Source organism: Burkholderia sp. AU31624 (assembly GCF_020420065.1).
Lineage (GTDB): Bacteria > Pseudomonadota > Gammaproteobacteria > Burkholderiales > Burkholderiaceae > Burkholderia.
In genome coordinates this window covers 844,538-868,355 of the sequence record NZ_JAIZRT010000003.1, presented here as the reverse complement: position 1 = coordinate 868,355, position 23,818 = coordinate 844,538, and the positions used below count along the sequence as shown (strand labels likewise).

General features: G+C 67.0%; 23 protein-coding genes. 4 read left to right on the top strand and 19 right to left on the bottom strand.

Features of this window, described 5'->3' with window-relative positions; translation table 11 throughout:
* Positions 1–34 precede the first annotated feature (34 nt).
* The 11 genes from LGM89_RS14300 to LGM89_RS14250 form a co-directional block, all read right to left on the bottom strand.
* The gene (locus tag LGM89_RS14300) at positions 35–1,336 is read right to left on the bottom strand and encodes an NAD(P)/FAD-dependent oxidoreductase (RefSeq protein ID WP_226273275.1); all 1,302 of its coding nucleotides are present in this window, start codon (positions 1,334–1,336) and stop codon (positions 35–37) included.
* Between the two features lie 25 nt (positions 1,337–1,361).
* A complete protein-coding gene (locus LGM89_RS14295; protein ID WP_226273274.1) occupies positions 1,362–2,666 on the bottom strand; it encodes an NAD(P)/FAD-dependent oxidoreductase in 1,305 nt (434 codons plus the stop codon).
* Between the two features lie 111 nt (positions 2,667–2,777).
* Positions 2,778–4,373: a DUF3138 family protein gene (locus LGM89_RS14290; RefSeq protein ID WP_089473680.1), complete on the bottom strand. Its 1,596-nt coding sequence runs from the start codon at positions 4,371–4,373 to the stop codon at positions 2,778–2,780.
* A 116-nt stretch (positions 4,374–4,489) separates the two neighbouring features.
* Positions 4,490–5,329, bottom strand: a complete 840-nt coding sequence (locus tag LGM89_RS14285) for an ABC transporter permease subunit (RefSeq protein WP_089473679.1) — start codon at positions 5,327–5,329, stop codon at positions 4,490–4,492.
* Positions 5,326–6,312 (bottom strand): ABC transporter permease subunit, encoded by a 987-nt coding sequence (locus tag LGM89_RS14280; RefSeq protein ID WP_226273273.1) that lies wholly within the window; start codon positions 6,310–6,312, stop codon positions 5,326–5,328. The genes LGM89_RS14285 and LGM89_RS14280 overlap by 4 nt, the downstream gene beginning before the upstream one ends.
* A 10-nt stretch (positions 6,313–6,322) precedes the next feature.
* A complete protein-coding gene (locus tag LGM89_RS14275) occupies positions 6,323–7,477 on the bottom strand; it encodes an ABC transporter ATP-binding protein (protein ID WP_089495777.1) in 1,155 nt (384 codons plus the stop codon).
* 188 nt (positions 7,478–7,665) lie between these two features.
* The gene (locus LGM89_RS14270; RefSeq protein WP_089495776.1) at positions 7,666–8,784 is read right to left on the bottom strand and encodes a polyamine ABC transporter substrate-binding protein; all 1,119 of its coding nucleotides are present in this window, start codon (positions 8,782–8,784) and stop codon (positions 7,666–7,668) included.
* Between the two features lie 63 nt (positions 8,785–8,847).
* Positions 8,848–10,290: an aspartate aminotransferase family protein gene (locus LGM89_RS14265; RefSeq protein WP_226273272.1), complete on the bottom strand. Its 1,443-nt coding sequence runs from the start codon at positions 10,288–10,290 to the stop codon at positions 8,848–8,850.
* A gap of 37 nt (positions 10,291–10,327) precedes the next feature.
* Positions 10,328–11,665: a glutamine synthetase family protein gene (locus LGM89_RS14260; RefSeq protein WP_089441191.1), complete on the bottom strand. Its 1,338-nt coding sequence runs from the start codon at positions 11,663–11,665 to the stop codon at positions 10,328–10,330.
* Positions 11,666–11,692: 27 nt separating this feature from the next.
* Entirely contained in the window at positions 11,693–12,478 is a 786-nt protein-coding gene (locus LGM89_RS14255; protein ID WP_226273271.1) for a gamma-glutamyl-gamma-aminobutyrate hydrolase family protein, read from the bottom strand.
* A 283-nt stretch (positions 12,479–12,761) separates the two neighbouring features.
* Positions 12,762–12,947 (bottom strand): hypothetical protein, encoded by a 186-nt coding sequence (locus tag LGM89_RS14250; RefSeq protein WP_043184603.1) that lies wholly within the window; start codon positions 12,945–12,947, stop codon positions 12,762–12,764.
* 455 nt (positions 12,948–13,402) lie between these two features.
* On the opposite strand from LGM89_RS14250, the gene LGM89_RS14245 reads away from it, so the two are divergent.
* Complete coding sequence (locus LGM89_RS14245; RefSeq protein WP_069249383.1) at positions 13,403–13,954, top strand: cupin domain-containing protein; 552 nt, start codon at positions 13,403–13,405, stop codon at positions 13,952–13,954.
* A gap of 96 nt (positions 13,955–14,050) precedes the next feature.
* Positions 14,051–15,541, top strand: a complete 1,491-nt coding sequence (locus tag LGM89_RS14240; protein WP_226273270.1) for an aldehyde dehydrogenase — start codon at positions 14,051–14,053, stop codon at positions 15,539–15,541.
* Positions 15,542–15,605: 64 nt separating this feature from the next.
* Here the strand turns inward: LGM89_RS14240 and LGM89_RS14235 are convergent, their stop codons facing one another.
* Positions 15,606–15,806, bottom strand: a complete 201-nt coding sequence (locus LGM89_RS14235) for a heavy-metal-associated domain-containing protein (protein WP_011353438.1) — start codon at positions 15,804–15,806, stop codon at positions 15,606–15,608.
* 349 nt (positions 15,807–16,155) lie between these two features.
* Between LGM89_RS14235 and LGM89_RS14230 the strand changes: the two genes are divergently transcribed.
* Both LGM89_RS14230 and LGM89_RS14225 read left to right on the top strand, forming a co-directional pair.
* The gene (locus tag LGM89_RS14230; protein WP_039355343.1) at positions 16,156–16,488 is read left to right on the top strand and encodes a cupredoxin domain-containing protein; all 333 of its coding nucleotides are present in this window, start codon (positions 16,156–16,158) and stop codon (positions 16,486–16,488) included.
* Positions 16,489–16,500: 12 nt separating this feature from the next.
* Positions 16,501–17,337 (top strand): FTR1 family iron permease, encoded by an 837-nt coding sequence (locus LGM89_RS14225; RefSeq protein ID WP_089495773.1) that lies wholly within the window; start codon positions 16,501–16,503, stop codon positions 17,335–17,337.
* A 117-nt stretch (positions 17,338–17,454) separates the two neighbouring features.
* Here LGM89_RS14225 and LGM89_RS14220 read toward each other — a convergent pair whose 3' ends face one another.
* The 7 genes from LGM89_RS14220 to LGM89_RS14190 form a co-directional block, all read right to left on the bottom strand.
* Positions 17,455–17,673 (bottom strand): hypothetical protein, encoded by a 219-nt coding sequence (locus LGM89_RS14220; RefSeq protein ID WP_011353435.1) that lies wholly within the window; start codon positions 17,671–17,673, stop codon positions 17,455–17,457.
* Positions 17,673–18,164: a hypothetical protein gene (locus LGM89_RS14215; RefSeq protein ID WP_226273269.1), complete on the bottom strand. Its 492-nt coding sequence runs from the start codon at positions 18,162–18,164 to the stop codon at positions 17,673–17,675. The genes LGM89_RS14220 and LGM89_RS14215 overlap by 1 nt, the downstream gene beginning before the upstream one ends.
* Before the next feature lie 59 nt (positions 18,165–18,223).
* Complete coding sequence (gene glmS, locus LGM89_RS14210) at positions 18,224–20,041, bottom strand: glutamine--fructose-6-phosphate transaminase (isomerizing) (protein ID WP_089495771.1); 1,818 nt, start codon at positions 20,039–20,041, stop codon at positions 18,224–18,226.
* 50 nt (positions 20,042–20,091) lie between these two features.
* A complete protein-coding gene (gene glmU / locus LGM89_RS14205) occupies positions 20,092–21,453 on the bottom strand; it encodes a bifunctional UDP-N-acetylglucosamine diphosphorylase/glucosamine-1-phosphate N-acetyltransferase GlmU (protein ID WP_226273268.1) in 1,362 nt (453 codons plus the stop codon).
* Positions 21,454–21,588: 135 nt separating this feature from the next.
* Entirely contained in the window at positions 21,589–22,584 is a 996-nt protein-coding gene (gene ttcA / locus LGM89_RS14200; protein WP_046544270.1) for a tRNA 2-thiocytidine(32) synthetase TtcA, read from the bottom strand.
* Positions 22,581–22,985, bottom strand: a complete 405-nt coding sequence (locus LGM89_RS14195) for a dihydroneopterin aldolase (RefSeq protein ID WP_089495770.1) — start codon at positions 22,983–22,985, stop codon at positions 22,581–22,583. Before LGM89_RS14195 ends, ttcA begins: the two co-directional genes overlap by 4 nt.
* A 79-nt stretch (positions 22,986–23,064) precedes the next feature.
* Positions 23,065–23,808, bottom strand: coding sequence for an SDR family oxidoreductase (locus LGM89_RS14190; protein WP_226273267.1), 744 nt, complete (start codon positions 23,806–23,808; stop codon positions 23,065–23,067).
* Positions 23,809–23,818 lie beyond the last annotated feature (10 nt).

The window sequence follows — 23,818 nt, the reverse complement described above, 5'->3', positions numbered from 1 at the left end:
TTCGGCGCGGCCGTTTGTCGTCGATGTGACCCGCTCAATGCACGCCGAGCGCGTCGAGCAGCCGGTACCAGCTCATCGCGAGCACCAGCGCCGGCGTGCGCAATGCCTCGCCGCCGGGGAAGTCGCGATGGCGGATCTTGTCGAACAGGTCGAAGCGGCTCGCCTGTCCGTTGATCGCCTCGGCGATCAGCTTGCCCGCGAGCGCGGTCGTGTTCACGCCGTGCCCCGAGAACCCCTGCGCGAAATACATCGTCGGCGCGATGCGGCCGAAGTGCGGCGCGCGGTTCATCGTGATGTCGACGAAGCCGCCCCACGCGTAGTCGACCTTCACGTCCGCCAACTGCGGGAACGTCTTCAGCATGTCCGCGCGCATTGCCGCCGCGAGATCGCGCGGCTCCCGCGTTGAATAGCTGACCTTGCCGCCCCACACGAGCCGCGTGTCGGGCGCCGGCCGGAAATAGTCGAGCACGAAGCGGCTGTCGCAGATCGCCGCGCGCGCGGGCATCAGCGCGGCGGCGCGCGCGTCGCCGAGCGGCTCGGTCGCGATCACGTAGGTGCCGACCGGCATGATCTTCTTCGACAGCGCGGGCGCGAGCGTGCCGACGAAGGTATTGCACGCGAGCACGACGAAGCGCGCGCGCACGTTGCCGCCGCTCGTCTCGACGACATGCCCGCCCGCGACGTCGCGCACGCGCGTCACGCAGCTGTCCTCGTGGATGCGCACGCCCGCGTCGGTCGCCGCGCGGGCGAGGCCGAGCGTGTAGTTCAGCGGATGGAGGTGGCCGCTGTCCGGGTCGTACAGGCCGCCGCAATAGCGCTCGGACTGCACGTAGTCGCCGAGTTCATCGGCTTCGACGAAATGGAAGCGGTCGTAGCCGAAGCGCTTCGCGGCTTCATCGCGCCAGCGCTTCAGGCCGTCGGCGTCGCGCTCGGTGTTCGCGGCGGTGAGATAGCCGGGCACCAGCGCGCAGTCGATTTCGTGCTGCGCGATGCGCGACTTCACGAGCGACAGCGTTTCGAGCCCCATGTCCCAGATGCGCTTCACGTCGCCTTCCGGCATGAACTGCCCGAACGTGTCGATGTCGCACGCGAACCCGCCGATCAGTTGGCCGCCGTTGCGGCCGCTCGCCGCCCATCCGACCCGCGACGCTTCGAGCACGGCTACCGAATGGCCGCGCTCGGCGAGGTTGAGCGCGGCGGACAGGCCCGTGAGGCCCGCGCCGATCACGCACACGTCGGCATCGATCGTGCCGGCGAGCGGCGCGTGGCGGGTCGTATCGTTGGCGGTCGCCGCGTAGTAGGACGCGACGTGCGGCTGGTTGGCGAATGTCTGCATGGTCAGGATAACGGAGGAGTTTGACTCAGAATAGCTCGCGCACGCGGTGATACAGCATCCCGAGTTCGAGCGCGGGTTGCCGCCACGCGTCGCCGCCGGGGAAGCGCCGGTGACGCATGCGCGCGAACAGGTCGAACGCACGCGTGTCGCCCGCGATCGCGCCGGCGACCGCGCGCCCGGCGATGCCGGTGAGCGCGACGCCGTGGCCGCTGAAGCCCTGGACGTAGAAGAAGTTCGGATCGAGCGCGCCGAAATCCGGCGCGCGGTTGCGCGTGACGTCGACGAAGCCGCCCCACGCATGGTCGACGCGCACGTCGCCGAGCTGCGGGAACACGCCGACCATGCGGCGCCGGATCGTTTCGGCGAGCGTGGCGGGCGACGCGCCGGCCGAATTCGCGCGGCCGCCGAACAGCATCCGGTGGTCGGCCGACAGCCGGAAATAGTCGAGGAAGAAGTTGTTGTCGCACACGGCTTCGCGCTGGGCGATCAGCGCATCGGCGCGCGCCTGGCCGAGCGGCTCGGTCGCGATGATGTATGACGCGATCGGTGCGATGCGGGCGGCCGTCGCGGCCGGCAGCACGCCGCCGGGGCCCGCGTTGCAGCACGACACGACGAAGCGGCAGCGCACGTCGCCCGACGGCGTGCGCACGACGGGCCGCTCGCCGCGCACGACGTCGAGCGCGGGCGTATGCGCGTACAGCGCGACGCCTTCGCGGCGCGCGGCATCGGCCAGGCCGAGGCAGTACTTGAGCGGATGCAGGTGGCCCGACAGCGGATCGTAGACGCCTGCGAGATAGCGCGTCGATGCGATGCGCGCGCGGATCTCGCCGGTGTCGAGCCACGACAGCGACGGATGGCCCCAGCGCTGCGTTGCGGCGTCCATCCACCCGTGCAGGTCGTCGATGCGGCGCGGTTTCGTCGCGACCGTCAGATAGCCGCGCGTGAAGTCGCAGTCGATCCCGTAGCGCGCGATCCGCTCGGCGATCAGCGCGACGCCGTCGAGCGACAGCGACCACGCGGCGCGCGCGCCGTCGGCGCCGAGCTGCCGCTCGATCTCCTCGTCCTTCGCGAAGCCGGTGATCGCCTGGCCGCCGTTGCGGCCCGACGCACCCCAGCCGGGCCGGTGCGCGTCGATCACCGCGACGGACAGCCCGCGCGCGCGGCAGTCGAGCGCCGTCGACAGGCCCGCGAAGCCGGCGCCGATCACACAGACGTCGACGTCGATCGCCCCGTCGAGCACGGGGTCGTCCACGGCGGGGCGCACGGCCGTCGCTTCGTAGTACGAGTCGCGCGCGAGCGCATCGGCGCGGCGGGTGAAAGACTGCGTCATGAATCCGGCTCCCTCGTTGCAGCCGGCGGCGGTGCATCGCGCACCGTCATCCGGCCGGTAAAAACGGCGCGGGACGCCGTGCGTGCGGCACGGCGTCCCGCGCGGGCTGCGTCAGAACGAATAGATGAACTGCGTCGCGAGCAGGTCGTTGGACTTGCCATACGACCCGTCGTTGCGCAGGAACACCTTGTTGTTCGCCCAGTCGTGGCGGTATTCGACCTTCACGGTGATCTGCTGGGTCGGATAGAACAGCAGGTCGAGCGCGACATCCTGGCGCACCGCGCCCTTGCATTCGAAGCCCAGGCCGCCGCCGGCCTTCGACTGCGCGAGGCAGTCCGCGTCGACGCCGAAGCCGTTGCTCGGGTCCATCCCGTTGCCGTTCAGCGCGATGCCGCCGCCGCCACCACCGTTCTTCGAGTTCGCGAGCAGGTCGTAGCGCAGCGTCACGCCCATCCGGCCGACCACCGGCGCGTTGAACTTGCGGTGCGCGAGCAGCGACAGGCCGTACCACTGTGCGAGCCCGCCGTTGAACGCCGCATGCTGCTGACGGCCGTAGTCGACTTCCGCGTTGTACTGAATATCGGCGAGCGTGTAGGTCGCGTCGAGTTCACCGAAGAAGAACGAACCGTACGCGCTCGGTGCTGCACCACCCGGGCCGTAGTTGACGCCGATTTGTTGGCCGGTAACCGGATCTGTCACAGCTGCCGACGACAGCGTCTGGCGACCGATATTGAACGAACCGCCGATGTCGAGCGCACTCGACCACGTGTAGTCCGCGCGTGCGGTGAAGGTCGGCACCTTGTTGCTGGTGGTGATCGGGTCGCCGAGCGCATTCACGCCTTTCTGCGTGACCGAACCGTACGTGCGGTACTGCTCGTTGCCGAGGAAGAACTTCCACGCCCAGTTGCCCTTCGTGTAGTTCGCGCCGATCCCGACGTAGCTGCCCGGATCCGAGAAATCGTACAGCAGGTTGTGCGTGAGCGTGAGCATCTGGTTCGACTGCTGCACCTCGTAGCCGCCGAAGCTCGGGATCAGGCCGGCGACCAGCGTCGTTTCGGCGGTGATCGGCACGTTGATGACCGCGGTGTTCAGCAGGTTGTCGGTGATCGAGCCGCGCGAATTCTGCAGCAGCGTGATGCCGTTGCCGCGGTTCGGCATCAGCGTGATTTCCGCCGACGGCGCCATCGGGCCGACGCCGAACGTCTTCTTGATGTCGAGGTAGAGATCGCCGAACGTGCTGTTGAAGTAGTTGTACGCGTTCTCGTGGTTCGCGAACAGGAACGACGACGTGCCGGCCGCGCGGTTGTAGATGTAGGTCGGATCGATGTAGCCGGTGACCGACAGGCCTGCGAGCGGGCCCGTGTTGGCCGCGTCCGTCAGCGAGTCTACCTTCAGCTGCTGGTTCGCGATCTGCTGCTTCATTTCGCCGACCTCGTCGTTGGTCAGCGTGGCCTGCGCCTTGCCGTAATCCGGCGAGCCCGGGTCGATGGCCACGGCGGCCGGCGCGGCGCCGGCCCCTGCCTTCGTGCCGGCCTGTGCGGTCGCGGGGCCGCCCTTCGCCGACAGTTGCGCCTGCATCGCCTTCATCTGCTTCTGCAGCGCCGCGACCTGCGCCTGCAGCGCCTTGATCTCGGCGGATGTCGAGTCGGCCAGCGCGATGCCCGGTAACGCGCCGGCCACCAGCAGGCAGATCAGTTTCTTCTTCATTGCGGATTCTCCTTGTCGTGCGCCTGTCAAATCGGAATCGAATCGCGCGCCCCCCCTGGGGCGGCGCATGTTGCTTGTCTGCAGTGCTTGTTATCTTTGCAGCAGGACGCGGGGCGTCACGCCACCGCGAACGCCGCCTTCATGTCGGCGATACGGCGCCGCTCGCGCGCGATCATCATCCGGTTCACGACGATCACGCCGATCGTCACCGCCGTGATGAACAGCGTCGCCAGCGCGTTCATCTCCGGGTTCAGCCCCAGCCGCACGCGCGAGAACACCACCAGCGGCAGCGTCGTCGAGCCCGGCCCGGACAGGAACGCCGACAGCACCAGGTCGTCGATCGACAGCGTGAACGACAGCAGCCAACCCGACAGCAGCGCCTGCGAGATCAGCGGCAGCGTCACCACGAAGAACACCTTCAGCGGCGTCGCACCGAGATCCAGCGCCGCCTCTTCCAGCGACTTGTTCATCTCCTTCACACGCGACTGCACGATGATCGCCACGTACGACACGCACAGCATCACGTGACCGATCCAGATCGTCACCATCCCGCGCCCCTTCGGCCAGCCGAACATCTGCTCCAGCGCAACGAACAGCAACAGCAGCGAGATGCCCTGGATCACTTCCGGGATCACCAGCGGCGCGTTGATCATCCCCGTGTACAGCGTGAAGCCCTTGAAGCGGCCGAAGCGCGCGAGCACGAAGCCCGCCCACGTGCCGATCACGACCGATGCGGTGGCCGTCAGCAAGCCGATCTTCAGCGACAGCCACGCGGCGCTCAGCAGCTCGTCGTCGTCCAGCAGCGCCGAGTACCACTTCAGCGAGAAGCCCGACCACACCGTCACCAGCTTCGACTCGTTGAACGAGTACACGACCAGGCTGATGATCGGGATGTACAGGAACAGGAAGCCGAAGGCGAGGACGCCCGTCGACAGCGGTTTGCTCGGCTTGATCATTTCGCGTCCTCCAGTTCCTTGACCTGGTAGTACTGGAACAGCGCCATCGGCACCAGCAGCAGCAGCACCATCGCGACCGTCACCGCGGACGCCATCGGCCAGTCCATGTTGTTGAAGAATTCATCCCACATCACGCGGCCGATCATCAGCGTGTCGGCGCCGCCGAGCAGCTCCGGAATCACGTACTCGCCCACCGCCGGGATGAACACCAGCAGGCTGCCGGCGATGATCCCGTTCTTCGACAGCGGCAGCGTGATGCGCGTGAACGCGACCCACGGCTTCGCGCCGAGGTCGTACGCGGCTTCGAGCAGCGTGAGGTCCATCTTCACCAGGTGCGCGTACAGCGGCATCACCATGAACGGCAGGTACGAATAGACCATCCCGATGTAGACGCCCGCGTCGCTGTGGTAGAGGCGCAGCGGCGTGTGGATGATGCCCAGCGCGATCAGCGTGTGGTTCAGGAGGCCGTCGTCCTTCAGGATGCCGATCCAGGCGTACACGCGGATCAGGAACGACGTCCAGAACGGCAGCATCACGGCCATCATCAGCACGTTGCGGCGGTTCGGTTCCGAGCGCGCGATGTAGTACGCCATCGGGTAACCGATCAGCAGGCACAGCACCGTCGAGACAGCGGCCATCTTCAGCGAGCTGAGGTAGGTCGCGATGTACAGGTCGTCCTGCAGCAGGAACGCGTAGTGCGACAGCTGCAGCGCGAAGTGCACGATGCCGTCCTTGATCTCGACGAGCGACGTGTACGGCGGAATGCCCATCACCTGGTCGGCGAAGCTGATCTTCAGCACCAGCACGAACGGCAGCGCGAAGAACACGGCCAGCCACACGAACGGCACGCCGATCGCGACGCTGCGGCCCGACGGCAGGAAGCGCGACAGCGCGGCAAGGCGGCCCGGGCGGGCGCGGGCGGCACCGGCGCTCGCGGCGCCGGTTGGCACCGGCGCGGACGGATTGGAGGCGGAGGTTCTCATCGTGGCGTCCTCACTGCGTCAGCACGACGCCGCTGGCCGGCGACCACGACACGAACACGTCGTCGTTCCACGCCGGTGCGTTGTCGTTCATCAGGTGCGAGCTCGACAGGTTCGACACCACCGTCTTGCCGCTTGGCAGGCGCACGTGGTACAGCGAGTAGCTGCCCATGTACGCGATGTCGGTCACGACGCCGCGCGCCCAGTTGTGTTTCGAGCCGGGTTTTTCGCGCGACACGTGAATGCGCTCCGGGCGCACGGAGATGCCGACGGGCATCCCGAGCGGGCCGGTGATGCCGTGGCTCACGTACATGCGCGCTTCGAGGTCGTCGCTTTCAACGAAGATGTGATCGGGTTCGTCCTCTACCACGCGCCCTTCGAACAGGTTGGTCGAGCCGATGAATTCGGCCGAGAAGCGGCTGTTCGGAAACTCGTACACCTCGCCCGGCGCGCCGATCTGCACGATCTTGCCTTCGCTCATCACCGCGAGGCGGCTGGCCATCGTCATCGCCTCTTCCTGGTCGTGCGTGACCATCACGCAGGTCACGTCGACCTTCTCGATGATGTTCACGAGTTCGAGCTGGGTCTTCTGGCGGATCTTCTTGTCGAGCGCGGACATCGGCTCGTCGAGCAGCAGCAGCTTCGGGCGCTTGACCAGCGAGCGGGCCAGCGCGACGCGTTGCTGCTGGCCGCCGGAGAGCTGGTGCGGCTTGCGCTGCGCGTACTTGCTCATCTGCACGAGCGCGAGCGCATCGGCCACGCGCTCCTTGATCTCGTGCTTCGGCGTGCCTTCCTGCTTCAGGCCGAACGCGACGTTCGATTCGACCGTCATGTGCGGGAACAGCGCGTACGACTGGAACATCATGTTCACCGGGCGACGGTACGGCGGCAGCGAAGCAAGGTCCTCGCCGTCGACGAAGATCTTGCCGGAGGTGGCCGTCTCGAGCCCGGCGAGCATGCGCAGCAACGTCGACTTGCCGCAGCCCGAGCTGCCGAGCAGCGCGAACAGCTCGTTCTTCGCGATCGTCAGGTTCACGTTGTCGACGGCGGTGCTGTCGCCGAATTTCTTCACGACGTTTTCGATGCGGACGAAGGCGTCGTTTTGCGTACGGGCCGCGGGGGCCGGTTGGGTCTGTCGTGCAGCAGCGGAAGAGGGTATCGATTGCATGGGATTCACCATTCGTTCTTCACGGATTGCAGGCGTGAGCGCCCCCGCGCGAGGCGTAAAACGCGACTCACGGGCGACGGCTCGTGCCGGATGGAACAGTGCGCGCGGCGCGCGCGGGCGGACGGAGGTCCGCGGATCTCAGGCGGGCAGGCTTGAAGCGCCGCCTGCGCCGCCGGAATTCAGGTCGATCAGTGGCCGGTCTTCAATTGGGCCCACAGGCGGTTCTCGAGGCGCAGGATGTCGGCCGGCATCGGCTTCATCAGCACCATCTTCTTCAGTACGTCTTCAGGCGGGTAGACGGTCGGGTCCTGTGCGACGGCCGGCGTGACGAACTGGTGCGCGGCCTTGTTCGCGGTCGGGTAGAACACCGTGTTGGTGATCGCCGCGTTGACCTTCGGATCGGACACGTAGTTGATCCACTTCAGCGCGCTCTCGGGGTGCGGCGCATCCTTCGGGATCACCATCACGTCGAACCACAGCAGGCCGCCTTCCTTCGGGTTCGAGAACTTGATGTCGTACGAACGCTTCGCTTCGGCCGAGCGGCGATGCGCGATGCCGACGTCGCCCGACCAGCCGAGCACGACGCACACGTCGTTGTTCGCGAGGTCGTTGATGTAGCCGGACGAGTTGAACTGGGTGATGTACGGGCGGACTTTCTTCAGGACTTCGAACGCAGCCTGGTAGTCGCCGGGATTCTTGCTGTTCGGGTCCTTGCCCATGTATTGCAGCGTGGCGGCGAACACGTCGACGGCCTGGTCGAGGAACGACACGCCGCAGCTCTTCAGCTTTTCCATGTTGGCCGGGTCGAACACCAGCGCCCAGCTGTCGACCGGCGCCTTGTCGCCGAGCGCCTTCTTCACCGCCTGCGCGTTGTAACCGATGCCGTCCGTGCCGTAGGCCCAGGGCACGCCGTACTGGTTGCCCGGATCGGCATCCGAGATCATCTTCATCAGCAGCGGGTCGAGGTTCGCGAGGTTCGGCAGCTTCGACTTGTCGAGCTTCTGGTACACGCCGGCCTGGATCTGCTTGGCCATGTAGTTCGACGTCGGCACGACGATGTCGTAGCCCGAACTGCCGGCCAGCAGCTTCGCCTGAAGCGTGTCGTCGCTGTCGTAGTTGTCGTACTTGACGTGGATGCCCGTCTGCTTCTGGAAGTTCGGGATCGTGTCGGGTGCGATGTAGTCGGACCAGTTGTAGACGTTCAGCTCGTCGGCCGCGTGTGCCGTCGGGCTGGCGACCGACGTGAACGCGGCCGCGGCGGCAAGGGCGGCAACGGAACAGGCTTGGCGAAGAAAGCAGGCACGCATGGTGGAATTCCCTTGGGTTATGGCGGCGTGCGGCGCCCGCCGCACGCCTGTAGGCAAAAACCGTTACGAAATACCCAGTTGCTGGGCGGTTGCATCGACTGCTTTTTTCGCCTTCGATACGAGTTCATCGATTTCCGGACGCGAGATCACGAGCGGCGGCGACAGCAGCATCCGGTCGCCGGTCGCGCGCATGATCAGGTTGCCGTTGAAGCAGAAGTCGCGGCAGATCGTGCCGACGTCGCCGCCGTTCGCGAAGCGGCGGCGTTCGGCCGGCGCCTCGGCGAGCTGCAGGCTCGCGACGAGGCCGTGGCCATGCACTTCGCCGACGATCGGGTGACGCGCGAAGGTTTCGCGCATCAGCGCCTGGAAGTACGGGCCCGTGTCGTTCTTCACGCGCTCGACGATCCTTTCGTCGCGCAGCAGCTTCAGGTTCGCGACCGCGACGGCCGCCGCGACCGGGTGGCCCGAGTACGTGAGGCCGTGGTTGAATTCGCCGTTGTCGATGATCGGCCGCGCCACGCGCTCGTGAATGCCGACCGCCCCCATCGGCACGTAGCCCGACGTGAGGCCCTTGGCCATCGTGATGAGATCGGGTTCGAAACCGAAGTGCTGGTGTGCGAACCATTCGCCGGTGCGGCCGAAGCCGCCGATCACTTCGTCGGCCACCAGCAGGATGTCGTACTTGCGGCAGATCCGCTGGATTTCCGGCCAGTACGTCGACGGCGGGAAGATCACGCCGCCTGCGCCCTGGAACGGCTCGCCGATGAACGCCGCGACGTTCTCCGCGCCGAGTTCGAGGATCTTCGCTTCGAGCTGCTGCGCGCGCGCCAGGCCGAATGCTTCCGGCGTTTCGCCGGCCGCTGCTTCGCCGAAGAAATACGGCTGGTCGATGTGCACGATGTGCTCGACCTTCGACGGCATCTGCTCGTGCATGTAGCCCATCCCGCCGAGCGTGCCGCCGGCGATCGTCGAGCCGTGATAGCCGTTCTTGCGCGAGATCACATACTTCTTCTGCGGCTGACCCTGCACGCGCCAGTACTGGTGCACGAGGCGCAGCACGGTATCGTTGCCTTCCGAGCCGCTGTTGCAGTAGAAGAAGTGGTTGAACCCGGCCGGCGTGACTTCCGCGAGCATCGCGGAGAGCTCGATCACCGGCGGGTGCGTGGTCTTGAAGAACGTGTTGTAGAACGGCAGTTCCTGGATCTGGCGATACGCGGCGTCGGCGAGTTCCTTGCGGCCGTAGCCGACGTTCACGCACCAGAGACCGGCCATCCCGTCGATCACCTTGTTGCCGTCCGAGTCCCACAGGTAGACGCCGTCGGCCTTCACGATCACGCGGCTGCCCGCGCGGTTCAGCGCGCCCATGTCGGAGAACGGGTGGATGTGGTGCGCGGCGTCGAGCGCGCGGTATTCGGCGGTCGTGCGCGCCTGCGTCGCGCGCGGTGCGGCGGCCGTGGCGCTCGGTGCGGCAGGCTGGACCCAGGCTGATTCGTTGCGATACGTCATGTTTCCTCCGTGATTCCGTATTCGGTCGGGTGCACGCTCAGACGTGCAGCAGCAGATGGCGGCGTTCCCACGAGCTGATCACGCGGAAGAACGCTTCGTATTCGGTTTCCTTCAGCGCGAAATACGCCTTCAGGAACTTGTGGCCGAGGATCTCGCCGAGCGGCTCGCAGGCCGCCATCAGCGTCAGCCCTTCCTCGAGGTTGCGCGGCAGCTGGTACGGCAGCTCGTAGCCGTCGCTGACGAGCGGCTCGGTCGGCTCCAGGCGCTGCGTCATGCCGAGATAGCCGGCCGCGAGCGTCGCGGCGAGCGCGAGGTACGGATTGCAGTCGACGCCCGGGATGCGGTTCTCGATACGGCGTGCCGACGGGCCCGAGTGCGGAATGCGGAAGCCGACCGTGCGGTTGTCGTAGCCCCACTGCACGTTGATCGGCGCGGCCATGAAGCGCGACAGGCGGCGGTACGAGTTGATGTACGGCGCGAAGATCGGCATCAGCGCCGGCGTGTACTTCTGCAGCCCGGCGAGGTAGTTGTAGAACATCGACGTCGCGCCGCCGGTTTCCGGCGACGTGAACAGGTTCTGGCCGGTTTCCTCGTCGACGATGCTCTGGTGCACGTGCATCGCCGAGCCCGGTTCGTCTTCCATCGGCTTGGCCATGAACGTCGCGTACATGTTGTGACGCAGCGCGGCCTCGCGCACCGTGCGCTTGAACAGGAACACCTGGTCGGCCAGCGACAGCGCGTCGCCGTGCATGAAGTTGATCTCCATCTGCGCGGCGCCGACTTCGTGGATCAGCGTGTCGATGTCGAGGTTCTGCGCTTCGCAGTACTCGTAGATGTCCTCGAACAGCGGGTCGAACTCGTTGACGGCCTCGATCGAATACGACTGGCGGCCCGTTTCGGGGCGACCCGTGCGGCCGACCGGCGGGCGCAGCGGCAGGTCGGGGTCCTTGTTCATGTCGACCAGGTAGAACTCGAGTTCCGGCGCGACGACGGGCTTCCAGCCCTTCGCCTTGTACAGGTCGAGCACGCGGCGCAGCACGTAGCGCGGCGAGATTTCGACCGGCGAGCCGTCGAAGTGCACGCAGTCGTGGATCACCTGCGCGGTCGGGTCGACGGCCCACGGAATCAGGCGGATCGTCGACGTGTCGGGCACGCACACCATGTCGGGGTCGGTCACGCCGGTCAGCGAGCCGTCTTCCGGATATTCGCCGGTGACGGTCTGCACCATCACGGCTTGCGGCAGGCGCATCGATTCGCCGGACGTGAACTTGTTGCGCGGCGTGATCTTGCCGCGCGCGATGCCGGCCATGTCGGGGATGATCGCTTCGACTTCGGTAATCCGGTGCTGCTTCAGAAAATCTTCGATGTCTTGCATGTCTGTTCTCGTTGGTTGGGTCGGCGCTCAGGCGAGCGCGGCGGCCGTGGCGCGCGTGCGGGCAGCGCGGCGGGCGCGGCAGGCATCGCCGAAGGCGCGGAAGATCGCGCTCGACAGCGGGTCCTGCGCATGGCGCCATTCCGGATGCCACTGCACGGCGAGGGCGAAGGCCGGTGCATCGACGACGCTCACGGCTTCGATCAGCCCGTCCGGCGCGACGGCTTCGACGGCGAGGCCGGAGCCGAGCTGGGCGATGCCCTGCTTGTGCAGCGAATTCACGTGCACCTCGTCGCGGCCGCCGGCGAGCGCGTGCAGCGTGCCGCCGGGCGTCAGGCGCACGACGTGCGCGGGGCCGTACTGCGTCTCCATCGGCGCGTCGTCGTCCTCGCGGTGATCGGCGAGGCCCGGCACTTCGTGCACGCGCTGGTGCAGCGTGCCGCCGCAGACGACGTTAAGTTCCTGGAAGCCGCGGCAGACGGCCAGCACGGGCACGCCCGCGGCGATCGCCGCGCGCAGCAGCGGCAGCGTGGTCGCGTCGCGGGCCGGGTCGTGCTTCGTGCCCGGCGCGCTCGGTTCGCCGCCGTACCGATGCGGCTCGACGTTCGAGTAGCTGCCGGTAAACAGCAGGCCGTCGACCGTGTCGAGTACGTCGTCGACCGACTGGCGCTCGCCGAGCGCGGGCAGCACCATCGCGAACGCTTGCGCGCCGTCGACGATCGCGGCGACGTATTTGTCGCCGACCGTATGCGACGCATGCGCGCCGATTTGCGTGTGGTCGGCGGTGATGCCGACGAGAGGTTTCCTTCTATCCATGACGTCAATCAGTTATCCGGAGGGTCGTTGCGTCTTGCTTGCCGGATGTGGCGAAACGCCGGCGTGCAACAGCCCCGCAGCCTTGCGCGAGACGCAAGGCCGCTGGTGAATGGGCGCAACGGGATGGCGTGGCGATCCGCGCTGCGCGCGACGATCAGGCCGTCGTTCGTTTCATTGCGACACGCGACGCGGCAATGCATGCGCGAACGCGTTCCGTCACCGCACGGACGATGCGGTTGGCGAATCGGCAGATGAAACGAACGACGTAAAGAAAGGAGAGGCGCTACGGCAGCAGCGACGCCACTTCGTCGGTATCGACGGCGACGAATGCGCGTGCGGAAACGGCGTTGTGACGCCGAACGGAACGACGGGACAGGATGGTGTAGATCGACAGGTGAAGCAGGCGAGGACTATGCCAGCCGCAACTGCCGTCGTCGGAAGCGGACGCCGCGCTGCGCAAACTTCGCACATCGCCTCGATCCCACCTCACCAGAGGGCCACGGACTCTCACGATTACACTCGACTGGGTTGTTGAAAGTATTGAACACCTGACCGTTTCGACGCGCTGGGCGTTTAAAATAATCAAGGCGCCGGTTACGCGTTATTTACATTGATGGGCATCAATCTTTGCGTTGCAATAACGTTTTTTGCTGCCGATGAATGCTTGATGACGCTAACCTGAGAGCCAGCATATACGAGCCAAAAACGGCGTCAAATGTTTTTTAACGGTGTTGCATCAGGGCTTTCCCGAGCAGTGCGAACAAAAGATTCGTAAAAGGAATAATCGGCACGGCGTTCATTATTTCGAACGCCTTTCAGGGTTTTCCCCGCTGATGCGCGGCATAAAGTGATTAGAATATTCAACGGCTGTCCACCGCGTCGTTTCACTTTGTCATCGCACTTATCGTGTCCGAAACCGAATCGATGTCCACCGAAGTCGCCGAGCGCCTGCGTTTCGTGCGCAACAAGCAGGGCCTGTCGCAGCGCGAACTCGCGAAGCGGGCCGGCGTGACCAACGGCACGATCTCGCTGATCGAACAGGGCCGTGTGAGCCCGTCGGTCGGCTCGTTGAAGAAGCTGCTCGAATGCATCCCGATGAGTCTCGCGGAGTTCTTCACGTTCGAGCTCGTCGAATCGCGCTCGGTCGTGTCGCGTCGCGACGAGATGCCGAACCTCGGCAACGACACGCTCGCGTTTCATCTGGTCGGCGCGAGCATGAAGGATCGCAACATGTGCATCCTGCGCGAGATCTACCAGCCGCAGGCCGATACGGGGCCCGAGATGCTCGTGCACGCGGGGCACGAGGGCGGTGTCGTCGTGTCGGGCCGGCTCGAGCTGACCGTCGACGGCGCGACGTGGCTGCTCGACCCCGGAGACGGCTACTACTTCGAAAGCCGTTTGCCGCACCGTTTTCGCAATCCCAGCGCGGACCTGATCTGCGAGGTCGTCTCGGCCAATTCGCCGGCGACCTTCTGACCTTCCCCCGCGCGTCACTGCATTCGCTGCCGGCCGGCTGCGCGTCACGCGCAGCGGCGTGTCGCATCGCGAATGCCAAAAAACTGAGGCATCCTGATGAACAAGTTGACTTTGGCTGACTGGCAGGACAAGGCGGCGTCGCTCGAGATCGAAGGGCGCGCATTCATCGACGGCGCGTCGCGCGACGCGCACGGCGGCAAGATGTTCGACTGCGTGAGCCCGATCGACGGCCGCGTGCTGGCGAAGGTCGCCGATTGCGGCGAAGCCGACGTGAACGCGGCTGTGGCCGCCGCGCGCCGCGCGTTCGACGCGGGCGTGTGGGCCGGGCTGAACCCGCGTGCGCGCAAGGCCGTGCTGCTGCGCTGGGCCGCGCTGATGCGCGAGCATCTCGACGAGCTGTCGCTGCTCGAAACGCTCGACGCCGGCAAGCCGATCGGCGACACGACGACGGTCGACGTGCCGGGCGCCGCATACTGCGTCGAATGGTTTGCGGAGGCGATCGACAAGGTGGGCGGCGAAGTCGCGCCGGCCGATCATCATCTCGTCGGTCTCGTCACGCGCGAGCCGGTCGGCGTGGTGGCCGCCGTCGTGCCGTGGAACTTCCCGATCCTGATGGCCGCGTGGAAATTCGGCCCGGCGCTCGCGGCCGGCAACAGCGTCGTGCTGAAACCGTCGGAGAAATCGCCGCTGACCGCGATCCGTGTCGCGCAGCTCGCGTATGAGGCCGGCATTCCGGCCGGCGTGTTCAACGTCGTGCCGGGCGCGGGCGAGCCGGGCAAGCTGCTCGCGCTGCATCGCGACGTCGACTGCATCGCGTTCACGGGCTCGACGGCGGTCGGCAAACTGATCATGCAGTACGCCGCGCAGTCGAACCTGAAGCGCGCGTGGCTCGAACTCGGCGGCAAGTCGCCGAACATCGTGCTGCCCGATTGTCCCGATCTCGACCGCGCGGCACAGGCGGCTGCCGGTGCGATCTTCTACAACATGGGCGAGATGTGCACGGCAGGCTCGCGCCTCCTCGTGCATCGCGACATCAAGGACACATTCATCGAGAAGCTCGTCGCGGCGGCGCGCGCGTACGTGCCCGGCAATCCGCTCGATCCGGCGGTGTCGATGGGCGCGATCGTCGACGGCATCCAGCTCGAGCGCGTGCTCGGCTATATCGAGGCCGGGCGCAGCGAAGGCAGGCTCGTCACGGGCGGTGCGCGCGTGAAGGCGGAAACGGGTGGCTTCTACGTGGAGCCGACGGTGTTCGAGGTGAAGCCGGACGCGAAGATCGCGCGCGAGGAGATCTTCGGGCCCGTGCTGTCGGTGATCGTGTTCGACGACGTCGACGAAGCGGTGCGAATCGCGAACGACACCGAATACGGGCTGGCGGCGGCCGTGTGGACGTCGAACCTGACGACCGCGCACGACGTGTCGCGCCGGCTGCGTGCGGGCACCGTCTGGGTGAACTGCTACGACGAGGGCGGCGACATGAACTTCCCGTTCGGCGGCTACAAGCAGTCGGGCAACGGCCGCGACAAGTCGCTGCATGCGCTCGAGAAATACACCGAGCTGAAGTCGACGCTGATCCGGCTGCGCTGACGCGCAATCGGGCGCGGGCGCAGCGCCGCTCGGCGATGTGCCCGCGGGTCGCGGCGCGCGGGCGTTATGCGGCGCGCAGCGCGGGGTGGAAGCCGGCGGCTTCGATGATCGACTGCACGCGCTCGGCGCCTTGCGCCGATTCGACCTTGACGATCTTCGCCGCGACGTCGATGTCGAGCTTCGCGGCGGGATCGGCGGCCGTCACCGCGCGCGTGATGGCGTTGGCGCAGCCGCCGCAGGTCATGTCCTGGACTTCGAATTCCATCGTGTTCTCCTGAGTTGACGATTGACAAGCATCGACAGCATGAAGCTTGCCACGGTGGGAAGGTCAAGCGTACGCGGGTTGCCGGAAATCCGTGTCGCAGCCTTGCTGCAGCGACAGGCTGTTGTAAACGTGAAGTCTGATGAATTGCGATTGCGCCGTCGACGTCATTCGGAATTTATCCCGATTGACGGCGGCGCGTTCCGGGTGCGGCGGGGCGGATGCCTTGTCGGGCCTTGCGCGACGGCGATCCGTGAAGCGTGATCACCATGACGCCAGTAAGGGTACGCGAGTTGAAAATGCGAATCGATCTTAGTATCGGTTCCCTTCGATATTTCAATTCGTTACCGTCATGAACCGTTTTGCTTTCGGCTTCGCGCTGGCCCTGCTGGGCGCATCGGCCACGTCCGCATTCGCGGCCGACGATGTCGTCAACCTGACCCTGAAGGACCACAAGTTTTCGCCCGATGGCGTGACGATCCCGGCCGGCAAGAAGGTGAAGTTCGTCGTGAAGAACCTCGACGCGACGCCCGCCGAATTCGAGAGCGACGACTTCAAGGCGGAGAAGGTCGTGCCTGCAGGCAAGTCGGTGGAAATCATGGTCGGGCCGCTGAAGGCCGGCACGTACGAATTCCACGACGAGTATCACGAAGCGCAGTCGAAGACGCACCTGACCGTCAAATAAGCCCCTATCGCCATGTTGTCTACTGCCCTGATCGTCTTTCGTGAAGTGCTCGAGGCCGCGCTGGTGGTGTCGATCGTGATGGCCGCCACCAAGGGCGTGCCGCGGCGCGGCTGGTGGGTCGGCGGCGGGCTGGTGGGCGGCGTGATCGGCGCGGGCCTGATCGCCGCGTTCGCCGACGTGATTTCGCAGTGGGCGTCCGGCATGGGGCAGGAGGTCTTCAACGCGGGCGTGATGTTCGTCGCGACGCTGATGCTCGCGTGGCACAGTATCTGGATGAGCCGGCACGGCCGCGAGATGGCGATGCAGATGACCGAGGTCGGGCGCGCCGTCGCGGACGGCAGCAAGCCGCTGACGGGGCTGGCGATCGTGGTCGGCGTCGCGGTGCTGCGGGAAGGCTCCGAGGCCGTGCTGTTCCTGTACGGCATCGCGGCGGGCGACCCGGGGCAGACGCCGCAGATGATCGTCGGCGGGCTGCTCGGCGTGCTGGGCGGCGCCGGGCTCGGCTACGGGATGTATGCGGGCCTGCTGCAGATTCCGCTGAAGCGCCTGTTCTCCGTCACCAACTGGCTGATCGTGCTGCTCGCGGCGGGGATGGCCAGCCAGTGCGTCGGCTTCCTGCTCTCGGCGGGCCTCGTGCCGTCGTGGGGCGACGTGATCTGGGATACGTCGTGGCTGCTCAAGGATTCGAGCCTCGTCGGCAAGGCGCTGCATACGCTGATCGGCTATACCGCGCGCCCGGCGGGCATCCAGATCGTCGCGTACCTCGCGACACTGGCCACGATCGTCGGGCTGGCACGGCTCGTCGGCCGGCCGCAGACGGCCATGCGGCCGCCACGGCCTGCAGCCTGAATTGTTCGGGTTCGAATAGGAAAGGGGCGTCCATGACGCCCCTTTTTCATGTGCGGTGTGCGGCCGGCCGATGCGCGGCGTCGGCGGCAGCGTGCCGGTTGCGCACGCCGCGCCGGCTCAGCGGTGGCTGTCGATCCAGGCGCGAGCCCATTCGAGCCCCGCGTCGCGCGCGTCGTCCTCGGTGTCGAACACGCCGAGCACGCCGGACGCCTCGACCAGCTTGTTGTTCTGCGTGATCGTGCCGCTCGCCGCGAAGCGCTCGGGTTGCAGGATCTCGTCCTGCTGCAGGATCGCGTGGCCCCAGATCTGGTAGCCGTGGTAGGTTTGCGCTTCCATTATCGAGTCACCTCCGCGGAGCGGCCGTGCGTGCCGACCTGCAGCACGTTGCCGTCCGGCGTGTATTGACGCGGGATGTTGGAGTAATTCAGTGCGTGCGGCGCATCGGGCGCAGCCGGCTGCATCACCGTCAGGCGTCCCGGTGCGGGCTGCGCAACGGGGCGCGGAGCGGCCGGCGCCCCGGCCGCGGGCGGACGATGCGAATCGGCTTTCACGGCCTGCGCGACGCGGCGCTTGTGCGGCTTCGCCGCGGCTTTCGGGGTGACGTTCGCGTGCTTCTCCGCGCTCTTGCCGGCGCGCGCGTCGGCGCCCGTGTGCGTGGCCGGGTTACGGGCATCCGGCGTACGGGCATCCGGCGTACGGGCTTCCGGCGCATGGGCTGCCGGCTTCCGCGCCTCGGGCGGGTTCCAGACCTCGACGTAATGCTCGGCGGCCCAGCCCGTCGACGCGAACGTCAGCGCCAGCACACCGCATCCAATCAGTCTTACCATTGTCTCTCCGTCTGTCTCGGCGGCGCACACGTCGCCGGTGCGCCGACCGGTGCCCTGCCTTACTCCACCGTCACCGACTTCGCGAGGTTCCGCGGCTTGTCGACGTCGGTGCCGCGTGCGCACGCGGTGTGATACGCGAGCAATTGCAGCGGCACGACGTGCAGGATCGGCGACAGTTGCCCGTAGTGCTCCGGCATCCGGATCACGTGCAGGCCGTCGTCGTTGACGATCTGCGTGTCGGCATCGGCGAACACGTACAGCTCGCCGCCGCGCGCACGCACTTCCTGCATGTTCGACTTCAGCTTCTCGAGCAGCGTGTCGTTCGGCGCGACCGTGACGACCGGCATCGCTTCCGTGACGAGCGCGAGCGGCCCGTGCTTCAGTTCGCCGGCCGGATAGGCTTCGGCGTGGATGTACGAGATTTCCTTCAGCTTCAGCGCGCCTTCGAGCGCGATCGGGTAGTGCAGCCCGCGGCCGAGGAACAGCGCGTTTTCCTTGCGCGCGAATTCCTCCGACCACGCGATGATCTGCGGCTCCAGCGCGAGCACGCTGTTCAGCGCGGCCGGCAGGTGGCGCAGCTGCTTCAGGAATTCGGCTTCCTGCGCGGCATCGACGTGCCCGCGCAGCTTGCCGAGCGTGGCCGCCAGCACGAACAGCGCGACGAGCTGCGTCGTGAACGCCTTCGTCGACGCGACGCCGATCTCGGTGCCCGCGTGCGTCAGGAACTGCATTTCGGTGAGGCGCACCATCGCGCTCGTCGCGACGTTGCAGACGGCGAGCGTATGGGTGTGGCCGAGCGACTGCGCATGCTTGAGCGCGGCGAGCGTGTCGGCCGTCTCGCCCGACTGCGAGATCACCAGCACGAGCTGGCGCGGGTTCGGCACCGATTCGCGGTAGCGGTATTCGCTCGCGATCTCGACCTGGGTCGGGATCTTCGCGATCGATTCGAGCCAGTACTTCGCGGTCAGGCCCGAGTAGTAGCTCGTGCCGCACGCGAGGATCAGCAGGCTGTCGATGTCCGCGAACGCGGCGGGCGCGGCGTCGCCGAACAGCGTCGCGTCGAACGCGTCCGTCTGCGGCACGGTATCGCTGATCGCGCGCGGCTGCTCGAAGATTTCCTTCTGCATGAAGTGGCGATACGGTCCGAGTTCGACCGCGCCGCCGTAGGCGCTGACCACGCGGATCTCGCGCTGCGCGGTGGCGCCGTTGCGGTCGACGATCTTCACGCCGTCGAGCGACAGCTCGCACACGTCGCCTTCCTCGAGGAACGTGAAGTGGTCGGTGCTGCCCGCGAGGGCGAGCGCGTCGGACGCGAGGAAGTTCTCGCCGTCGCCGTGGCCGACCACGAGCGGCGAACCCTGGCGTGCGCCGACGACGGTGTGCGGCTGGTCCTTGTGGATCACGGCGATCGCATACGCGCCGTGCAGCTGGCCCACCGCCTCGCGCACCGCGTCGAACAGGTTGCCGCGATACAGGCTGTGCACGAGGTGGGCGATCACTTCGGTGTCGGTCTGCGACACGAATTCGTAGCCCTTCGCGCGCAGCGCTTCACGCAGCGATTCGAAGTTCTCGATGATGCCGTTGTGGACGAGCGCGAGCGCGTTCGACGAGAAGATCGGGTGCGCGTTGTGCGTGACGGGCGCGCCATGCGTCGCCCAGCGGGTGTGCGCGACGCCGGTGGTGCCTTCGAGGTTTGACTCGCGCACCTGCGCGTCGAGATCGGCGACGCGTGCGACGCTGCGCGCGCGCTTCGGTGCGTCCGGCTCGAGCACGGCGACGCCGCACGAGTCGTAGCCACGGTATTCGAGGCGCCGCAAACCTTCGATCAGCACCGGAACGATATTACGCTGCGCAACTGCGCCGACAATGCCGCACATGAAATCTACCTTCCATAGGGAAGCGGGCGCCGTCCGGCACCCGCGTGATGTTAACTTTTCTTCTTGACCGGGCGGACGTAGCCGCTCTTCGCGGTCTGGGTCTTCTCGTTCAACGCGAGCAGGCCGTCGGCCACGTCCTTCCAGATCGTCGTGCCGGCGGCGATCGTCACGCCGCGGCCGACGCGCACGGGCGCGACGAGCTGCGTATCGGAGCCGACGAACACGTCGTCCTCGATCACGGTGCGGAACTTGTTCGCGCCGTCGTAGTTGCAGGTGATCGTGCCCGCGCCGATGTTCACGCGCGCGCCGATGTCGGCGTCGCCGATGTACGCGAGGTGGTTCGCCTTCGAGCCGTGGCCGATCACCGCATTCTTCACCTCGACGAAGTTGCCGACGTGCGCTTCGTCCGCGAGTTGCGCGCCGGGGCGCAGCCGCGCGTACGGGCCGATCACGGTGTGCGCGCCGAGCTCGGCGCCGTCGATGTGCGTGAATGCGTCGATGCGCGTGCCCGCGCCGACCGATGCGTTGCGGATCACGCAGTTCGCGCCGATCGTCACGTTGTCGGCGAGCGTCACGTTGCCTTCGAACACGCAGTTCACGTCGATCGACACGTCGCGGCCGCAGCGCAGCGTGCCGCGCACGTCGACGCGCGCCGGATCGGCGAGCGTGACGCCCGCGACGAGCAGTGCGTCGGCGATGGTGCGCTGGTGGATCCGCTCGAGTTCGGCGAGCTGCGCCTTGCTGTTCACGCCGAGCGTTTCCCATTCCTCGTCGGGCTGCGCGGTGACGACCTCGAAACCGGCCTCGATCGCGAGTTCGACGACGTCGGTCAGGTAGTACTCGCCCTGCGCGTTCTCGTTCTTCAGCGCGCCGAGCCACATCGACAGCTGGGCCGTGGGCGTGACGATGATGCCGGTGTTGATCTCGGCGATCTTCAGCTGTTCGGGCGATGCGTCCTTCTGTTCGACGATGCGCGTGACGAAGCCGGCCGCGTCGCGCACGATGCGGCCGTAGCCGGTCGGATCGTCGAGCGTGACCGTCAGAATCCCGTAGCGACCCTCGCGCGCGGCATCGACGAGGCGCTGCAAGGTCGACGCGCGCGTGAGCGGCACGTCGCCGTACAGCACGAGCGTCGGTTGCGCGGGATCGAGGAGCGGCAGCGCCTGGCGCACCGCGTGGCCGGTGCCGAGCTGTTCGGCCTGCACCGCGAACTGGACGTCGGGTGCGGCGACGGCCGCCTGCACCTGCTCGGCGCCATGACCGACGACGACGACGAGCCGGGACGGCTGCAGCGTGCGCGCGGTGTCGATGACGTGGGAGAGGAGCGGCCTGCCGGCCAGGGGATGAAGCACTTTCGGCAGCGCGGAACGCATGCGCTTGCCGGTGCCTGCCGCCAAAATCACGATATTCATGGCGTCAGCTTGTCAGAGGAGTTCGAAGCCGACCATTTTAGCATGCGGCCTCCGCCGTCCCGGGGCTGTCGCGGCGGGGCGACAGCCCCGGAAAGCGGCCTTGCGGCCCCGTTCCGGCGGGTGTTCCGGCCCTGCTTACAGGTCGTCGAACTGGACGATCGAGATCGGTTGGGCGCCGCCCGGTGCCGCGCTGTCGTCGCCCGACGCGCACGGTTCCTCGTCGAACGCGATGTCGCCCTGCGGATCGGCCTCGCCCGTCGCGCGCAGCGACTGGAACGGGTACAGCGTCGTGTCCATCAGGTGCGACGGCACGACCTTCGCGAGCGCGTTGAACATGTTCTCGACGCGACCCGGGAAGCGCTTGTCCCATTCGCGGATCAGCGCCTTCATTTCCGCGCGCTTCAGGTTCGGCTGGCTGCCGCACAGGTTGCACGGGATGATCGGGAATTCGCGCAGCTCCGCATATTTCTCCAGATCGGTTTCCTTCACGTACGCGAGCGGGCGGATCACGATGTTCTTGCCGTCGTCCGACTGAAGCTTCGGCGGCATCCCCTTCAGCTTGCCGCCGTAGAACATGTTGAGCAGCAGCGTCTGCACGATGTCGTCGCGGTGGTGGCCGAGCGCGATCTTGGTTGCGCCGAGTTCGCCGGCCACGCGGTACAGGATCCCGCGGCGCAGCCGCGAGCACAGCGAGCAGGTCGTCTTGCCTTCGGGCACGAGCCGCTTGACGATGCTGTAGGTGTCCTGGTTCTCGATGTGGAACGGCACGCCGACCTGCTTCAGGTATTCCGGCAGCACGTGCTCCGGGAAGCCCGGCTGCTTCTGGTCGAGGTTCACCGCGACGATGTCGAAATCGATCGGCGCGCGTTCGCGCAGGCGCAGCAGCACGTCGAGCATCGCATAGCTGTCCTTGCCGCCCGACAGGCACACCATCACCTTGTCGCCTTGCTCGATCATGTTGAAGTCGCCGATCGCCTGGCCGACCTGGCGCACGATCCGCTTGAACAGCTTGTTGTTCTCGTACGCGTCCTTCTGCTCGCGGCGCGTCAGCGCCGGGCGGCCGGCCGGGGCGGCGGGCGTGTCGAGGGTGGCGGCATCGGCCGCCGTGTCATTCATGTGGGGGGCGTTCATGCTCGCTTCTCGTCCTTGATGCGGAAGACTTCGACGCCGACGGCGTCGCAGTCCGGATAAGCGTCCGGTTTCTCGGTACGGACGCGTACCGCGCGCACGGCATCGTGCGCCAGCAGGCGCGCGGCGATCGCGTCGCACAGCGTTTCCTGCAGGTGGATGTGGCCGCGCGCCAGGCATTGCGTGACGCTCTGCTTCATCAGATCGTAGTCGACGATTTCATGCAGCCGGTCGTCGACGGGGGTGGACAGCGCGAGCGGCACGAACAGGTCGATATTGATGACGACGCGCTGCTCGCCGCGCTTCTCGTGTTCGAAGGCACCGATGTTGATGTGCACTTCGTAGTCGCGCAGGTAGAGCCTGCGGCAGTCCGCGAGGCGGGGGTGCAGGAGAGCGGAAAACATGGTCGTCCCAGTCAAATTGGCGTGCGCGCACGCAAAGCGGCGCGGGCGGCGGCGCTCAGGCCGCGCGTTTCCGCGCAGTTCATTCATTCGGGCCGGCGGCGGGCGGCACGAGGTGCTCGCCGCCGTCGACGGTCAGCGTCGCGCCGGTGACGCCCGGCGCGCTCGCGAGATAGCAGGCGGCCGCCGCGATGTCGTCCGCGTGCGGCGCGTGGCCGCGCACGAGCGCCGCGACCCGCACCTTCGGCGCGAGCGCCAGTGCGAGCGCCGACGTCGCGCGATTCAGCGCGGCCTGCATCAGCGCGTGCGACATCTGCGCCGGCGCAGGGTGAAACAGGGCCTGATCCAGCACGTGGATCGCGCAGGCGCGCAGCGCCTCGTGCTCGCGCGCGGCGTCGGGCGTCGCATCGGCGAGCGCGCGGGCCAGTGCGAGCGGCGCCGTCACGTTGCGGGCGAGGGCGCCGGCGAGCGAAGCGCCGTCCACCGTGTGCGCGTCGTCGGCGCCGGCGCTGGCACTCACGAACACCGCGCACGCGGGACGGCCGAGCGCCGCGCCGCACGCGGCGACGAGTCCGGCGGCCTCGGCTTCCAGGGCCAGATCGGCGTCGAGCACGACTGCGCGGCGGCCGAGCGCCGCGACTTCGGCGACGAGTGCGTCGGCTGCCGCATGCGGCGCGCCGTGGCTGCGCTGCAGCGCGACGTCCCAGCCGCGCCGGGCGAATCCGGTGGCGAGCGCACGGCCGATCGACGCGGCGTCGGCCGCGCTGCCCAGGGCGCCCGTGACGAGCGCCACGCGCTGGGTCGACGTATCGGCTGAAACGGTCATTTACAATGCC

Excerpts from the sequence above, each read along its gene's own strand:
- LGM89_RS14215 (WP_226273269.1), bottom strand. The coding sequence starts at position 18,164 with ATGGTAAGACTGATTGGATGCGGTGTGCTGGCGCTGACGTTCGCGTCG.
- LGM89_RS14220 (WP_011353435.1), bottom strand. The coding sequence starts at position 17,673 with ATGGAAGCGCAAACCTACCACGGCTACCAGATCTGGGGCCACGCGATC.
- glmU (WP_226273268.1), bottom strand. The coding sequence starts at position 21,453 with ATGAATATCGTGATTTTGGCGGCAGGCACCGGCAAGCGCATGCGTTCC.
- LGM89_RS14245 (WP_069249383.1), top strand. The coding sequence starts at position 13,403 with ATGTCCACCGAAGTCGCCGAGCGCCTGCGTTTCGTGCGCAACAAGCAG.
- LGM89_RS14290 (WP_089473680.1), bottom strand. The coding sequence starts at position 4,373 with ATGAAGAAGAAACTGATCTGCCTGCTGGTGGCCGGCGCGTTACCGGGC.
- LGM89_RS14280 (WP_226273273.1), bottom strand. The coding sequence starts at position 6,312 with ATGAGAACCTCCGCCTCCAATCCGTCCGCGCCGGTGCCAACCGGCGCC.
- LGM89_RS14285 (WP_089473679.1), bottom strand. The coding sequence starts at position 5,329 with ATGATCAAGCCGAGCAAACCGCTGTCGACGGGCGTCCTCGCCTTCGGC.
- LGM89_RS14230 (WP_039355343.1), top strand. The coding sequence starts at position 16,156 with ATGAACCGTTTTGCTTTCGGCTTCGCGCTGGCCCTGCTGGGCGCATCG.
- LGM89_RS14270 (WP_089495776.1), bottom strand. The coding sequence starts at position 8,784 with ATGCGTGCCTGCTTTCTTCGCCAAGCCTGTTCCGTTGCCGCCCTTGCC.
- ttcA (WP_046544270.1), bottom strand. The coding sequence starts at position 22,584 with ATGAACGCCCCCCACATGAATGACACGGCGGCCGATGCCGCCACCCTC.
- LGM89_RS14240 (WP_226273270.1), top strand. The coding sequence starts at position 14,051 with ATGAACAAGTTGACTTTGGCTGACTGGCAGGACAAGGCGGCGTCGCTC.
- LGM89_RS14255 (WP_226273271.1), bottom strand. The coding sequence starts at position 12,478 with ATGGATAGAAGGAAACCTCTCGTCGGCATCACCGCCGACCACACGCAA.
- LGM89_RS14190 (WP_226273267.1), bottom strand. The coding sequence starts at position 23,808 with ATGACCGTTTCAGCCGATACGTCGACCCAGCGCGTGGCGCTCGTCACG.
- LGM89_RS14300 (WP_226273275.1), bottom strand. The coding sequence starts at position 1,336 with ATGCAGACATTCGCCAACCAGCCGCACGTCGCGTCCTACTACGCGGCG.
- LGM89_RS14195 (WP_089495770.1), bottom strand. The coding sequence starts at position 22,985 with ATGTTTTCCGCTCTCCTGCACCCCCGCCTCGCGGACTGCCGCAGGCTC.
- LGM89_RS14235 (WP_011353438.1), bottom strand. The coding sequence starts at position 15,806 with ATGGAATTCGAAGTCCAGGACATGACCTGCGGCGGCTGCGCCAACGCC.
- LGM89_RS14225 (WP_089495773.1), top strand. The coding sequence starts at position 16,501 with ATGTTGTCTACTGCCCTGATCGTCTTTCGTGAAGTGCTCGAGGCCGCG.
- LGM89_RS14275 (WP_089495777.1), bottom strand. The coding sequence starts at position 7,477 with ATGCAATCGATACCCTCTTCCGCTGCTGCACGACAGACCCAACCGGCC.
- LGM89_RS14260 (WP_089441191.1), bottom strand. The coding sequence starts at position 11,665 with ATGCAAGACATCGAAGATTTTCTGAAGCAGCACCGGATTACCGAAGTC.
- glmS (WP_089495771.1), bottom strand. The coding sequence starts at position 20,041 with ATGTGCGGCATTGTCGGCGCAGTTGCGCAGCGTAATATCGTTCCGGTG.
- LGM89_RS14295 (WP_226273274.1), bottom strand. The coding sequence starts at position 2,666 with ATGACGCAGTCTTTCACCCGCCGCGCCGATGCGCTCGCGCGCGACTCG.
- LGM89_RS14265 (WP_226273272.1), bottom strand. The coding sequence starts at position 10,290 with ATGACGTATCGCAACGAATCAGCCTGGGTCCAGCCTGCCGCACCGAGC.